Genomic DNA, 15800 nt, shown 5'->3' with positions numbered 1-15800 from the left:
CCCGAATTTTAGCGGAGACGTAATTTTACATCAAAAAAGGCAGAACCCCAGTATCTAATACATCTTTTTTCAACTGTTAACGATAAGAAAATAAGCGGATAAAACCTGATTTTTTTTGTTTCGTTTCCTTTTCGTTTATGAAATTTTGTTTTGTTTTTCTTGATTTAGCAAGATTTTCTTCTATATCTTGCTGGATAATCGGATTTTCTAATAGTGTTATTTTTTTTTCTTGGCTGACAATATGTTCTTGCTGACGTTCGATATGCTCCTGTTGTTTTTTTAATTGCTGCACTAATACTTGATTGAAATTTTTTTGAAGTTCTAATTCTTCTTTGATCGTTTGTAAATCCTGAAGAATTTTTCCCGTGGCATCGGTGGCAATTGGGATAGAGGTAGGGACAGGACATGTAAGCTCATCTTCAATTTGTCTTAAAGACATTTGCTTTTCATTTCGCATTTGTTTCACTTTTACTAAAATATCCAAGCTTTTTTGGTCAAAATAACGATAGCCATTTTCTCCAATAATAACTGGGATGAGGGTTTTTAATTCTCTTAACCAGTTTCGTACAACCCCAGGACCTTCTTCGATATATTCTGCTGCTTCTTTCACACTTAATAATTTTGTTTGTTCTTCCTTAATAGAAAGTTCTTTTGTCTGTACACTTAACATTCTACACACCCCTCAATAATAATAATCAAAACAAAACCATTGGCTAGAAGGACGTTTAAAAGCCTTGTCTTTATATCTTTCGAGAAAAGAGAAAAATATCCTTTGACGAGCTTTGTCTAGTTTTGTTGGATAGCATATTTAATTATCAGAAAAATTATTATTGCAATATCTTTACAAATATTCTTAATAATAATACGATAAGAAGGGGATGTTGGAAAAACATTCCTATAATAATGAAAGGAGGAGCTAATATGCGAAACCACAAAGAAGTATCGATGCAAACAAAAATTCAAAATAAGAGGGATGAGGGTTCTTAGTGGAAAAGATGCAGGATGGAACACAAACAATAAAAATTGTTAGCTATCATGATGGGTTTGCCAGAAGTGTGGCTGATATGTGGACGAAGAGTAAGGAATCATGGGGAGGATCAATTAAAACAGAGGAGCAAGTGCTCGAGCAGCAGCAAAGTTCCGATAATCTTGACACTTTCTTAGCTGTTATAGGTGAAGAAGTGGTGGGATATTGCGGATTTTCTGTTTATAAGGAAGATGTCGGAGCATTATATGTACCTTTGTTAAATGTTCGCCCAGATTATCATGGAAAGAAAATAGGTAAAAAATTATTATTACATGCCCTTAACATGGCAATAGACAAAAAATGGCCAAGGCTAGATTTATATACTTGGGCGGGTAACTTAAAGGCGGTTCCTTTATACAAACGCTGCGGTTTCTTTTGGGAGGATAACGATAAAAATACCCACTTAATGAACTTTATCCCAACTGTTCGCAATAATGAATTAATCAATCATTATTTAAAAGATATGGATTGGTATGAGGATTTAAAAAGAAACCTGGAAATTAGACCAGATGGAGAAATTGTTCATGGGTTTACGCACTATGAATATGTTTGGCAAAAAGAACAGGAAAGTGTTGTAGTAAAATTCGAAAAAACCGGTAGAGGAATCAGCTATATTGAAACAAAGGATTTTCAAATGGAATTAATAATAGAAAATCATGAGTGTATAGAAGAAATAGAACAGCAAGTATTCTTGAAAATTAAAAATAAAGCAGGAAACCCAATTTCCTTGCAAGCTAGGGCTGATAATGATGGCAGAATTAGCTGCAGTTTCTCCAACACATTTACAGTAAAGGAGAAGGAAGAGTTGATTGTTCCATTTCCTTTTGTAGTAAAGGTAGGAGAAGAGCCTGTAGAAGGGAAAACTTTCCCGACGTTAAAAGTTGATCTCAGCATAAACGAATTGGAAACAATTCTACAATTGGGGATATTGCCTAAATCGCCAATTTCTATTGAGACAAAGGAAATAGATGCCATTTTGGCTAAAGGAATGAATGCTTACTTAGATTTGGAACTCCAAAACAATTTAGATAAAGACATTAGCGCTAACCTAATGATACCGTTAAATAAACATATTCAATTTGATGGGGATAAGTATTCTTTTACTCTAGCAAAAAAAGAGAAAAAGTGGATTAGAATTCCTGTTGAAGTGAAGAGTTGTGGCTGCTTTAAAGAAAACTTTCAATGTGAAATTATGGGTAATGACGATGAGCTATTAAGTATTCAGAAAGAGATAACCCTTGCATTAAAAGGGATTGGTGAACAGTTTGTAGTGGAAAATGATAAGAGTTGGAAGGTATATAACGGTCCACATCAGCTTTCTATAAGTAAAGTTGATCAGACAACGGAAATTGCTGATACAGATTTCACTCTTTTTGCACCAGCAATTGGAAAGCCTTTTTCTAATGAACTGTCTAAACTAAACCCATATTTGGTGATCACAGATAAAGCTGGAAACAGTACAGCAATAAAATTATTCTTTAAGTCTAGCGATTTTCCTGGTATGGAAATTATTTTAACGAATGAGCTTTTTGCAGAAGGTTTAATAAAGCGTTGGGTAACAATTAATAATAATAGCTTGGTAGCAAAAGAAATAAGCTTACAAGAAACATTCTATGATTCTTGGCATAATTTATTTCTCCCTTTAAAAGGAGAAGTTGTGTCATTTTGTGAATTAAATACTGTACTTCCATTTGAAATCGCATCAAAAGATATAACGGGTAATTGGTATTTTTCTACTCCAACAGTGTTTCCTTTTGGAGTAGCGTGGGATAAAGACGCTCGCATAAAAATGGATAATTGGAAAATGCATATAGAGTCTACACGCTTCCTTCAATCAAATGAATCAGTCAATTTCCCCCCTATTTGCATAAATATCGGTGCTTATCGCAAATGGCAAGAATGGGAGCTAGCTGCGGAGGGAATGAAGGACGAACACAAAAGAAAAGTTGTAAAGGAATTAATCATTGAATATAACGATGGTAATCCGATTTGGGATAAAGATGAAGATGTTAAAGTATCTCTAAAAAACTTTAGAAATCAACCAATAATTGGTGATGCTACCTTTAGAATAAATAATAATAAGGTCGATTGCGTTCAGATTAATACAGAGCAATCAGAAGTTTATCGAGTAAATCATCAAAATGCCATACAATTAGGTCTAAATAAAATGACTACTACTATAGCTTCAGCAACAAAGGATATGGACACAGCTGATTTGTTTTTTGTTTCGAATCAAAAAGGGTTAACTACACATCTTTTAGAAGAAGAAGGATTAGCTGTCTATCAGGTTTCCAACGGAGTGGTGACCTTTAAAGCTTCTCCTGCCTATTATCCCGGTGTTTATTCCCTTGAAGCAAACGGGAAACACTGGATGGAGCACTCTTTTCCAAAACCGATTGCAAAAAGCTGGTGGAATCCGTGGTGTGGAGGCATAAAAAATGGTCCACCAGAGTTAAATGTGTTTTCTCTATTAAAAGAACATACAATATGTGAGTTTACTAGTCTAAAGGATATCCATCACAATGTCTGGTCTGGAATAAAGCTTGAAACAACGATTAATCATCATCAAAAATGGAAGGGTTTAAAGTATGTGCAATATTATGTAACAATGCCAGGCTTACCGTTAGTTATTACATTTGTAGAAATAATGAATGATGCTGGAAAACGTATGGCAGAAGAAGATTGGCATATCAATCTATTTATGGCATGTAATGAGAAGGAAAAGTGTGTGCTTCATATCATGGATGATACGATGACAAATAAACGATTTATCGTTGCTGACGAAGAGCAGGAAGCAAATGTAAAGGATAATTACTATTTATCGTTAGGGGAAGATAAGCTTTACTTTATCGCAAGTGAAGATGCAAAGGATACAGAATATTATAGTAACAAAGATGCGATACAGTTAATTTCCTTTGACAATTGTAAAAGAAAAGCGAACCGCTTATACACAGAACCGAACTATTTACTGTTTGCGAATGAGGAACTCTCTCCAGCTTTAGTAAAACAAGTCAGAAGAATTGTATTTTAAGAAAGGGAATATTTTTGATGAAAATAATTGATGCACATATTCATTATTCGAATATAGACACATTCAAAGATACTGCAAAAAATCTTTCCTTTGTTGATTATAGCTTTGAAGGAATTAAAGAGGAGATGGAGAATGCAAATATTGTCCTTGCAATTGGAATGGGTGTTACAGAAACTCCGGAGATGGGTTTTCCTGATTATCATACGCAAACTCCAATGGGACTTGATTTAACTGCATCTCTCCCTGAAAATATAGTCTATTGTGCTGGCATAAATCCATATGATATGGATAAGTCAGCAATTAAACGTTTGGAAAAAGAGCTTCAAAAGCCGCATGTTGTCGGAATGAAAATCTATTTAGGCTATTATCCCTTTTATGCCTATGATGACGTTTATGAACCAGTTTACCAGCTTGCAGAAAAGTATCATTTACCTGTCGTTTTTCACACTGGAGATACGTATTCTGAAAGAGGACTCTTAAAATATAGCCATCCTCTAGCAATTGATGAAGTGGCGGTAAAACATCGTAAGGTGAAATTTATGATGGCTCATTTCGGTGATCCGTGGACGTTGACTGGCGCTGAGATTATTTACAAAAATTCGAATGTATATGCAGACCTATCTGGTTTAATTGTTGGAGCAAAAAAGGAACTAGAAGAAGCACATGAAGGGATATTTCTTGACCATTTGCGTCATGCATTAGTCTTTTCTCATTCCTATGATAAGCTGCTTTTTGGCACAGATTGGCCATTAGCGCCCATTGGTCCCTATATCGAGTTTATTAAAAAACTTATACCTGAAGCCTATCATAAAGACGTATTTTATCGGACAGCACTGAAAGTATTTCCAAAAATCAAGCCATTTTTAAAGGAAGCATAAGAAACTTCATACAGAAAAGAAAACCGGAGTAGAATGGAAAAAAATTCTACTCCGGTTTTTGAATAGAGCAAGCGATATTCTTTCTTATTCGAATAACTGCTTTTCATGATACAATAAGTTCATAAAAGGATAGCTGGATGTGAGAATAAGTGGAAATGATAAATCAAGTAGAAAATTTGGTGAAAATAGAGATGGAAAAAGATGCGAGTGGACATGATTGGTATCATGTCGATAGAGTTCGGAAAATGGCTCTATTTCTTTCAAAAAAAGAGGGGATTGGCTATTCGACTGTTATAGAGCTTGCAGCATTATTACATGATATTTCGGATGAAAAATTAAATAAATCAAAAGAAGATGGTCAAAGAAAATTAGCTGCTATACTTAAATCTATTCCGATAGACATTCAGGATAAAGAGTCTATATTAGCGATTATATCTTCTGTCGGCTTTAAAGGCGGAAATGGAATTTCTCCCAAAAGTATAGAAGCTAAAATAGTCCAGGATGCAGATCGTTTGGATGCGATCGGAGCACTTGGAATCGCGAGAACTTTTGCTTATGGAGGAAGCACAGGAAATCCAATTTATAATCCCGCTTTACCAATAAAAGATAAGATGACGGAAGAAGAATACCGGAAAAATAACTCTTCCTCTATTCATCATTTCTATGAGAAGCTATTAAAAATAAAAGATTTATTACATACAGATAGTGCCAGAGAAATAGCAGAAGCAAGGCATCTGTTTATGGAAAAGTTTTTACAAGAATTTTATAAAGAATGGAATGTACAGGATGAAGAGTATTTTAATTGAAAATATAACCAAAACATATGGGGAGAAAAAACTATTTGAAAATATATCTTTTTCAATAAGTGAAAAAGAACGAGTCGGTTTAATCGGCATAAATGGTACAGGAAAATCATCTTTATTAAAAATTGTGGCTGGAATTGACATTGCCGATGAAGGAGAGATAATTGCTCCGAAAGATTATCAGATTGCTTATTCAGCACAAAGTCCTGAATTAGACTCTGACCTTAGTGTATTGAATCAAGTATATGCTGGCGATGCACCAGTATTAACACTTATTAAAGAGTATGAAGCCATGTTAATCCAAATCAACAATGACCCTGAAAACGAAAAACTTCATGAAAAGCTTTTTGATCTGCAAAAAAGAATGGATGCTTTAAACGGCTGGGAAGTTCATACAAATGCAAAGACTGTTTTAATGAAATTAGGGATTGAGCATTTTGATAAGAAAATTGGTGAATTGTCGGGAGGACAAAAGAAACGTGTTGCGTTAGCGCAAGTCCTCATCCAAGAGCCAGATTTACTTATTTTAGATGAACCGACAAACCATCTCGATTTTGAGGCAGTGAAATGGCTGGAGGATTATTTAAGTCGATATACTGGAGCCCTTTTATTAGTAACCCATGATCGATATTTCTTAGATCGCGTAACGAATAGAATGTTTGAACTAGATGGAGGAAATCTTTATAGCTATAAAGGAAACTATGGAGATTTCTTACAGGCTAAAGCTATTCGTGAGGAAAATGAAGCGGCAACAATTGAGAAGCAAAAGAATTTATTTAGAAGAGAATTAGAATGGATTAGAAGAGGGGCAAAGGCTCGTTCGACAAAACAAAAAGCAAGAATTCAACGTTTTGATACATTGGACGATAAATTAGCTAATGTAAAAGGAAAAGATAAATTAGATATTTCCCTTAAAGGGAGCAGATTAGGAAAGCAAGTCTTTGAATTGGTTGATGCAAGCAAGCGTTTTGAGGATAAAATCATTTTAGATAACTTTAATTTACTTGTGAAACCTGGTGATAGATTTGGGATAATCGGTAAAAATGGAACGGGAAAATCAACTTTCCTAAATATATTGGCAGGTAAATTATCCCTTGATGCAGGTGAAAGAATTATTGGTCAGACTGTGAAGGTAGCATACTATAGGCAAGAAAACGAAGATATGGATACTTCCAAAAGAATGATTGAATATTTAAAAGAAACAGCAGAAGTAATAGAGGCTTCAGATGGAAAAGTTATTACGGCAGCACAAATGCTAGAAAGATTCCTATTTCCCCTTCATACACATGGAACAATTATTGGAAAGCTTTCTGGAGGAGAAAGAAGACGACTTTATCTATTGAAAATTTTAATGGGAGAACCAAACGTGCTTTTATTGGACGAGCCAACCAATGATTTAGACACACAAACATTAATGGTCCTTGAAGATTATTTAGAAGACTTTAATGGCGTCGTTATTACCGTATCTCATGATCGCTATTTTCTAGATAAAGTAACTGAACAGCTATTGATATTAAAGGGAAATGGTGTTATTGATACTTATTATGGCAACTATAGTGAATATTTAGAGGTTGAGCGAAAAGAAGAACAACAAATAAAAGAAAAGTCGGACACACCGATTGCAAAGAAAGAGCCAAAAGAGAAAAAAATAAAACTTAGCTATAATGAACAAAGAGAATGGGCAACAATCGATGAGGATATTGAAAAGGTAGAAGAAAGACTGGCAAATATTGAAACAGACTTAGCCGAGACAGGCAGTGATTTTGAAAAAGCTGCTGAATTAATGAAAGAGCAAGATCAATTAAATGAGAAATTAGAATATCTTATAGAGCGATGGAGCTATTTATCGGAAATAGCAGAGAAATTGTAATGAATAGGGGAAATATTTTGGACTTAGCTCAAAAAGTAAAATTTAACAGTTTATAAATAACTGAGCTGCCTGTATACATGAAAACGCCAAGGCGATCAAGACAGGGGGAGCCTCCGCAGTCCACCAGCGAAAAAACGAATTGTAATCAGGCTGTGGATCCATTCGTGTTGTTCTTCGGGCTAACAATTATTTAAAATGAATAATTTAGTTAGTTTCAAAGCTGATCAAGCTGAGTAACATTCATGTTATATCTTTAAAAATAACCAAAAGAAAAATCCGAAAGCTATTTCTTTTTTGAAAAGCAATAAAGCATGATAATATAAAGGATGTAAGAAGAGGGGGAATGGAATGTGAGAATTATTTCTATTGAACCAACACCAAGTCCAAATACAATGAAAATTAATTTAGACCAAGAGTTGCCAATGGGAAAAAGCAATAATTATAAGGCAGAAACATTAGAAGATGCACCTGAATTAATTCGAAATATCCTTTCCATTGAAGGGATTAAAGGGGTCTATCATGTAGCCGATTTTTTAGCAGTTGAAAGAAATGCGCGCTATGATTGGAAGGAATTGCTTTCAAAAGTGCGCATTGTCTTTGGTGAGGATGAAGCAGCCCAGAATCCACAGGAGATAAATGAGCACTACGGGGAAATTAAGGTCCAAGTTCAAATGTATAAAGGTATTCCAATGCAAATTAAATTATCGGATGGCAATGAAGAAAGGAGATTCGGGTTACCTGAATCGTTTATTCAAGCCATTTCAGCAGTGCGTACTCCTGAAGATAATGTTGTGATGACGAGAAAATGGAAAGAATATGGCGTGCGATATGGCGAGTTTGATGAAATTGGTAATGTTATGGTGGAAGAACTCGTTGCTGCATATCCGCAAGAACGATTGGATGCAATCATCGAACACGCTAAAAATCCTCAAACGGAAGCAAGTGAAAATGCTGTGCGAGTAAAAACAAAGCTTACTTTTTCCGATTTAGAGGATCCTGATTGGAAAGTAAGATATCAAAAACTAGAGCAAAGCGAAGATCCTACTGTTGCCGATATTCCTGTTTTAACAATGGCGCTTGATGATGAAAAACCATCAATTCGCAGACTCGCAACTGTTTACCTTGGAATGATTGAGGATACTGCCGTTCTACCTTCCTTGTATAAGGCTTTAAAGGATAAAACAGTAACTGTCAGACGTACTGCAGGTGATTGTTTATCAGATTTAGGATTCCCTGAAGCGATGGAAGAAATGATGGATGCACTGTCAGATAAGAGCAAGATAGTTCGTTGGAGAGCAGCTATGTTTCTATATGAAGTTGGAGACGAAAGAGCACTTCCTGCATTGAAGACTCATGAAGATGATCCAGAATTTGAAGTTAGCCTGCAAATAAAATTGGCAATTGAACGAATCGAATTAGGGGAAGAAGCAAAAGGCTCAGTTTGGAAACAAATGACAGAGGCGCGAAAATAAGTCTGTTAGCAACTTTGATGCTTTTTAGATTGCAGGAAGAGCATTTCTAATGTATATTTATGGAATATAAAACACGTAGGAATTGGAGGAATTGAATATGTCAATGGCATATGATGAATACATGAAACAAGTGGTAAAGCCAATGAGAGCAGAACTAACACAAGCAGGGTTTGAAGAATTAGTAACAGAAGAAGCAGTGGAGCAATTTATTGAAACAAACAAAGGGACTTCCTTAGTAGTGGTTAATTCAGTTTGTGGATGTGCAGCAGGCTTAGCAAGACCAGCCGTTACACAAGCAGTACTTGCATCAGAAAAGAAACCAGATCATTTAGTAACGGTATTTGCTGGTCAAGATAAAGATGCGACAGCAAAAATGCGCGAATACTTCGGAGATATTGAGCCATCCTCTCCTTCTATGGCACTTATTAAAGACAATAAAGTTGTTCACTTTATTCACCGTTACGATATTGAAGGAAATTCAATGGAAGCAATTATGGAAAATCTAGTATCAGCTCTTGAACAATATTGCTAAACAAAGAATGTTTCATGGGATAAAGGGGATGACACTTTCTCTCATGAACTTTCTTTTTTTTGTTATCATGTTCCATCCTCAAATAAACGGAATCAATCTCCATTTTATCCCACGCTTAAACTCCAGTAAGATTCTACTCTCTTACTTACCCAGGATTTGAGGAAGATAGGTAGGAGATCAACTGTCCGTAAAAGTCCGAATGGTTCAATTAACCTTCAATGGGGATACCCCGCATATGGAAGTTTCACTTTATTAGAAAAATAAATTCATGATAATTAGGAGAAAAATATGATTATAACAACTGCGGGCAGAACAAATAATGAAATGGAAATTCTCTCAAATAGAATTGCCGAAGAATTTGATTGTAAATTTGTAGAACGAAAGAAAGCATCAATCGATTATCTTAAAGCGTATTATATGACGGATATTCTAATCATCGGGAAAAATCGATTTGAATTTTATCCCTTAAATACAGCACAACCATTTTTTTTTCACCCAAATTCAGCTGTATTCCGGATTAAAAGGCTTATTAATCACGAACATGATCCATTTATCGAAGCAACCAATTTAACAAAAGGGATGAGCTTTTTAGATTGCACCTTAGGCCTTGCTTCAGATAGTATTGTTGCTAGTTTTGCAGTTGGAGGCAATGGATATGTAGAGGGGGTGGAAGTGAATAAAGTAATCGCTTTTCTTGTGAAAACTGGTTTAAAAGAATGGGAGACGAGTCATTCGACAATTGATAATGCGATGCGTAGAGTAAGAGTTAAGCACATTAACGCATTAGATGAGCTTATCCGCAAAGAAGAAAATAGTATGGATTGTGTTTATTTGGATCCCATGTTCGAAGAAGAAATTTCTTCTGATGGTATTCATCCATTAAAGAAACTAGCCTATTATGAGGAATTGACAGAAGAAATAATCAATCATGCAAAGCGGGTTGCAAAACAACGAGTCGTTTTGAAAGATCATTTTAGAAGTAGCAGATTTGACCGATTTCAATTTGAACAGCTAAAACGTAAATCAGCCCAATTCCACTATGGAATCTGGCTAAAAAAAGAATAATGAAAAAATAATCTATCTATATAGGATAATACTAGAAGATTAGATAGGAAATAATATATACTTAGACTATCAATATTTTTTATTGCATTTTTTTGTCATCAGGATGAACGGAAAGCGAGGTGTAATAAATGCCTAATTGGATTCGTAAAAGCCTGGTTGTTTTTGTTTCTATTTTAACTTTTGGTCTTGTGTCTCCATTACCATCTACATTTTTAAATAATAGCAGTGATAACGATAAGAAACCAGTTGATGAACGAGAAATGTCTTTTGCTAGAGAAAGTATAGAAGAAGCTATACTGGCGGATAGTAAAGAGGAATTCTTATCGAGAGAAGCCTTTATTAGTGAAATGCTTAAAAAAGCGGAAGAGCAAAGTTATATAAAATTTGGATCGAAAATCAAACCTGTAATTGAAGATGAATTTCGTCTAGTCGTTCTCCCTAATATGGAAAAAGCAATTAATGAAGTAACCAGTATTTTTCCGGAAGAGGAGTTAAGCTATTTGAATGTGAGTGAGCTCCCATCATCAGGAACAAGTGAGCGAATATTTCATATTTCAAGACAAAATGAGGACATTATTCGTTTTCACGTAAGAAGGGATCGCCCACCACAGGAAGGATACTATTTTAACTTCCATTACCATACGTATCATGATCAATTCCAAACTCATTATACACTTGGGGAAATTTATTGGGATAAAAATACTCCCCCAAGGTGGATGAGTTAGAATAATAGGTCGACATGTAACGATTGTTGCTTGTGAATGAAAGAAGTTGAAACTTTTCATTTCAGAATACGTATAGAAACTATAATGAAAAATTTGGAGGTAGTAAAGTTATGGCAATTAGTTTATCAAAAGGACAAAAAGTAGATTTAACAAAAGGAAATCCTGGATTATCAAAAGTAATTATTGGTTTAGGCTGGGATGTAAATAAGTATGATGGCGGAAAAGATTTTGATTTAGATGCATCTGTTTTCTTACTTGGAGAAAATGGAAAAGTAACAAATGATGCTGATTTCGTATTCTACAATAATCCGACAGGTGGAAATGGTTCCATCGTTCATTCAGGAGATAATCGTACAGGTGCAGGTGACGGAGATGATGAACAAATCATTGTGGAATTAAAAGAAATTCCTGCTAACATTCAGCGTGTTGCTTTTACCATTACTATTCATGATGGCGAAGGAAGAAATCAAAATTTTGGCCAAGTTTCTAATTCTTATGTTCGTATTTTAAATGAGGAATCAAATGAAGAGTTAATTCGTTACGATTTAGGAGAGGATTTCTCTATTGAGACAGCATTAGTTGTTGGAGAATTATATCGTCATAATAATGAATGGAAATTTAGTGCAATTGGAAGTGGATACCAAGGCGGTTTAGCTGCATTAGCTACTGATTTTGGACTACAAGTTGGCTAATTTTATTAGCATTTTTTAGGGGGAAGCTTTTTTCATGGGAATATTTGAGACAATTATTGATACATATGCTCAGTTTTTTAACTGGGAAATGTGGGGAGAAGTTTTAACTGACCCAGTAAGTTGGGGTTATATTGGAACACTAGTAATATTAGAGGGTTTATTATCTGCGGATAATGCATTGGTGCTAGCTGTAATGGTTAAGCATTTACCACCAGAGCAAAGAAGAAAAGCGTTGTTTTATGGCTTGTTAGGTGCATATTTATTCCGCTTTATAGCAATCGGTATTGGTGTTTATCTAATCGAATTCTCATGGGTGAAAGTACTAGGAGCGGCATATTTGGCATATCTCGCTATTAAATATTTCATGGATCGAAGAAAAGCAGCAAATCAAACAGAAGACGAAGAAGAGAATAAAGGCATTAATAAAAATGGGATTCTTATTCGTACATTCGGTCTATTTTGGGGAACAGTAATTTCTGTTGAATTAATGGATATTGCCTTTTCTGTAGACAGTGTTTTAGCTGCATTTGGTGTAAGTAATCAAGTATGGGTATTATTAATTGGTGGTATTCTTGGCGTTCTTATGATGCGGGGGGTAGCAGGTGTTTTCCTTAAGTTAATTGATAAAATTCCAGAGCTGGAAGCAACTGCTTATATCCTAATCTTAATTATCGCAGTTAAGATGCTGCTAGGAGTATTTGATATTCATATAGATCATATTTATTTCTTTGGATTATTAGTTCTAGCATTTGGTGCAACTTTTATTGTACACTTTAGAAATAAGAAAAAAGCAGAACAACAGGGCGAAGCTTAATCATTTGAGGATATTTCTAGTAGCTTTACATAGATATTGCTAGAGATATCCTCTTTTCCTAAGACACTTTTCTAAGATTGTTTGTTTTTAATCGGAAAAATGATTTTTCAGGCTGAGAATTAAGCGCAACAATCTTTACGCAAACAGCCTCCCAAAAAAGTTAGCTTATTCTTTCTCCTCCGCCTATTACCTGCACAGGATATCCTTCGCATTGATTACGATAGGCATTATGGAAACTCCTTAAAAATGCCTTTATAAAGTAAATATTTTCAAAAAAAAAGTTTTATTGTAAGATATAATTAATTATCCTACTATAAAATTCAATTTTTGTTTTTGAATTTTCAGAATAGTTATTAAAAAGTCTTTAATATTATTGAATGGAGCAAAGGAAATGAAATTATTCTCTGACTTAAATGAAAAACAAATGGAACGTCTTTTCTTTAAATTACCAGAAGAGGTATTTAGTACTTCCGAGAAGGAAGTATTATCCTATGCACTTGCTTCAACCCTATACATGCCTGCAACAAGACCGAATATTTTTCACGATTTATTAACAAAAAAACACTCCGCTTTAACTTCAATGGTAATTTGTTTAGAGGACTCAATAGGTGATCATGAAGTGGATGTTGCTGAACGTAAATTAGTCGAGGAGTTAACAAGTATTTATCAAGCGTTAGAGGACAAGGTGCTTTATAAAAATGAATTACCGTTGATTTTTATTAGAATTCGTTCCGTATCTCAATTTTTAAATCTGATGGATTTGCTTGGTGAAAAAATAAGTTTATTAACTGGTATCGTCATTCCAAAGTTTGAAGCTGCTGTGGGTGAGATAATTTTAAAAGAATTAGAAAAATATAATATGCTAGGGCATTCTTTATATGCGATGCCGATTTTAGAAACAAAAAAAATAATTGAAAAAGAAACTAGAATGGATGAACTTCTTTCAATAAAGAAAGTTTTAGATGATTATAAACATCTCATTTTAAATGTGCGAATTGGTGCTACTGATTTTTGTGGATTATATGGCATCCGTCGAAATGCAGAAACGACTGTATATGATGTTGCTATCATTCGAGATTGTATTTCAGATATTGTTAACGTATTTACACGTGCTGAAAGTTCTTATGTTGTTTCTGGACCTGTTTGGGAATATTTCACAACAAGAGAAAGGATGCTTATCCCTCAATTAAGAGAAACACCATTTCGCAAACGATATGGTAAAGCTGGCATGAATATGCGAACACAGCTAATTGATAAGCATATGGATGGATTAATACGAGAAGTAATCATGGATATTACGAATGGCTTAACAGGGAAGACAATAATTCATCCAACACATATAAAACCTGTTCAGGCATTAAATATTGTCTCCTATGAGGAGTATTTAGACGCTTGTAATATAATTGAAAGTAATAATGGAGAAATTGGTGTAATAAAAAGCAGTTTTTCAAATAAGATGAACGAAATTAAGCCACATCTATACTGGGCACAGAAAATTATTTTAAAATCAAAGGTTTACGGGGTGTTTCATGAAGGATTTACATACATTGACTTACTTAAACAAGAAAATTTCATTACCAATCATTCATAATTTACAGATGAACATTATCGTTGAAGAAAATCCATTTAACCTGCCAGTAGAGGATTTTTTTAAAATGGCTGCACGAATAAATAAGAAGCGGGCATTTTTATTTGTTAGTAAGCTTTTGGGAAAGCATATACCGATTGAACCAAAAAAAGGGCTGCTTACTGGATTTATGCTGGCAACACGATATGAAGAAATTATTACAGGTACTATTTCCCCACAAAGAGAGGAAATAATGGCTATTTATCGTGAGTCTGATTTACACTTTTTTGACAAGCCATTTATTTCAAGCGACCAAGTAAATCCGATAATTATTGGTTTTGCAGAAACAGCAACGGCATTAGGTCATTCTTTTTTTCGAGCATTTGAACAGGCTGCTTTTTTTCACACGACTAGGGAAAACGTAAATGAGCTAATTCCAATCATTACTTTTGAAGAAGAGCATTCTCATGCAACTTCTCACCGTTGTTACGTGGAAGAGGACATTCTTGATAATAATCGAGAAATTATTCTAGTCGATGATGAATTAACAACAGGTAAAACAGCAATCAATATTATTAGAGATATTCATAGGAAATACCCAAGAGAAAAATATACGGTTGTTTCCATCTTAGATTGGCGCTCTAAAGAATGGCAGTTAGAAATGAAATCTTTGGAACGGGAATTGCAAATAATCATTCAAGTAGTGTCTTTGCTTAAAGGAAGTTTTGAGCTAGCTGGTGATCAAATTAATATGGTTTCCCATGCAGAATCTATTGAAAGGAATGTAGAGGAACCGTTAATAGAGTTTATAAGTCTAAAAAATTATGTGAAAGAACGAATAGTTCCTATAACATCTTCGAGTCTAGCAGGAAATCGAATTGAGTATGGATATTTGAAGGATACAGGTAGGTTTGCCATACATACAGACGAGGTAACTGATGTTTGGATCAGAAGTGCTGCAAATGAGCTGAAGAAGAAGCGAGTAGGTACGACACTTTGCATTGGAACAGGAGAATTTATGTATATTCCTATGAAGCTAGCAAGCTATATGGGGGAAAATACATATTATCAATCAACTACAAGAAGTCCAATTTATCCAAATAATGAAGAGCATTACGGTGCTAAAACGGCATTTTGTTTTTCTAATCCAGAAGATGTGGATATAGTAAACTACTTATACAATATTAAAGCGAATCAATACGATGATATCTTTGTTTTTTTTGAGAGAAAAGTAAGTAGGGAAAGATTAACGGAGTTGCTAGCTGAATTGTCAACAGCACAAGTAAAAAAAATAAATATTGTATACTGCAGCGGGAGGTAAAGC

13 protein-coding genes are annotated in these 15800 nt (G+C 34.5%); 12 read left to right on the top strand and 1 reads right to left on the bottom strand.

Annotated elements, in window-relative coordinates:
- Positions 1-76: 76 nt before the first annotated feature.
- Positions 77-670, bottom strand: a complete 594-nt coding sequence (locus tag AB3U99_RS14090; protein WP_400241876.1) for a MerR family transcriptional regulator — start codon at positions 668-670, stop codon at positions 77-79.
- A gap of 325 nt (positions 671-995) precedes the next feature.
- Here AB3U99_RS14090 and AB3U99_RS14085 point away from each other — a divergent pair, with 325 nt between their 5' ends.
- The 12 genes from AB3U99_RS14085 (at position 996) to AB3U99_RS14030 (ending at position 15797) form a co-directional block, all read left to right on the top strand.
- Complete coding sequence (locus AB3U99_RS14085; protein ID WP_400248078.1) at positions 996-4058, top strand: GNAT family N-acetyltransferase; 3063 nt, start codon at positions 996-998, stop codon at positions 4056-4058.
- A gap of 17 nt (positions 4059-4075) precedes the next feature.
- On the top strand, positions 4076-4936 hold the full coding sequence (locus AB3U99_RS14080; RefSeq protein WP_400241874.1) for an amidohydrolase family protein: 861 nt from the start codon (positions 4076-4078) through the stop codon (positions 4934-4936).
- Positions 4937-5091: 155 nt separating this feature from the next.
- Complete coding sequence (locus AB3U99_RS14075) at positions 5092-5742, top strand: HD domain-containing protein (RefSeq protein WP_400248077.1); 651 nt, start codon at positions 5092-5094, stop codon at positions 5740-5742.
- Positions 5723-7609, top strand: coding sequence for an ABC-F family ATP-binding cassette domain-containing protein (locus AB3U99_RS14070; RefSeq protein WP_400241872.1), 1887 nt, complete (start codon positions 5723-5725; stop codon positions 7607-7609). Before AB3U99_RS14075 ends, AB3U99_RS14070 begins: the two co-directional genes overlap by 20 nt.
- 350 nt (positions 7610-7959) lie before the next feature.
- Positions 7960-9081 carry a conserved virulence factor C family protein gene (locus AB3U99_RS14065; protein ID WP_400241870.1) on the top strand — a complete coding sequence of 374 codons (1122 nt, stop codon included), beginning with the start codon at positions 7960-7962 and terminating at the stop codon, positions 9079-9081.
- Between the two features lie 97 nt (positions 9082-9178).
- Positions 9179-9613 carry a BrxA/BrxB family bacilliredoxin gene (locus AB3U99_RS14060; protein WP_400241868.1) on the top strand — a complete coding sequence of 145 codons (435 nt, stop codon included), beginning with the start codon at positions 9179-9181 and terminating at the stop codon, positions 9611-9613.
- A gap of 288 nt (positions 9614-9901) precedes the next feature.
- Complete coding sequence (locus AB3U99_RS14055; RefSeq protein WP_400241867.1) at positions 9902-10678, top strand: class I SAM-dependent methyltransferase; 777 nt, start codon at positions 9902-9904, stop codon at positions 10676-10678.
- A 128-nt stretch (positions 10679-10806) separates the two neighbouring features.
- On the top strand, positions 10807-11403 hold the full coding sequence (locus AB3U99_RS14050) for a YpjP family protein (protein WP_400241866.1): 597 nt from the start codon (positions 10807-10809) through the stop codon (positions 11401-11403).
- A gap of 110 nt (positions 11404-11513) precedes the next feature.
- Entirely contained in the window at positions 11514-12095 is a 582-nt protein-coding gene (locus AB3U99_RS14045) for a TerD family protein (RefSeq protein WP_400241864.1), read from the top strand.
- A 34-nt stretch (positions 12096-12129) separates the two neighbouring features.
- Positions 12130-12909, top strand: a complete 780-nt coding sequence (locus tag AB3U99_RS14040) for a TerC family protein (RefSeq protein WP_400241863.1) — start codon at positions 12130-12132, stop codon at positions 12907-12909.
- A 391-nt stretch (positions 12910-13300) separates the two neighbouring features.
- On the top strand, positions 13301-14500 hold the full coding sequence (locus tag AB3U99_RS14035) for an HpcH/HpaI aldolase/citrate lyase family protein (protein WP_400241861.1): 1200 nt from the start codon (positions 13301-13303) through the stop codon (positions 14498-14500).
- Complete coding sequence (locus AB3U99_RS14030; RefSeq protein WP_400241860.1) at positions 14439-15797, top strand: phosphoribosyltransferase family protein; 1359 nt, start codon at positions 14439-14441, stop codon at positions 15795-15797. Before AB3U99_RS14035 ends, AB3U99_RS14030 begins: the two co-directional genes overlap by 62 nt.
- Positions 15798-15800: the final 3 nt, after the last annotated feature.

Origin of the sequence: Niallia tiangongensis, assembly GCF_044704065.1 — a bacterium.
Taxonomy (GTDB): Bacteria; Bacillota; Bacilli; order Bacillales; family Cytobacillaceae; genus Niallia; species Niallia tiangongensis.
The sequence above is the reverse complement of the archived record's forward strand: the minus strand, read 5'-3'. Positions and strand labels throughout refer to the sequence as shown.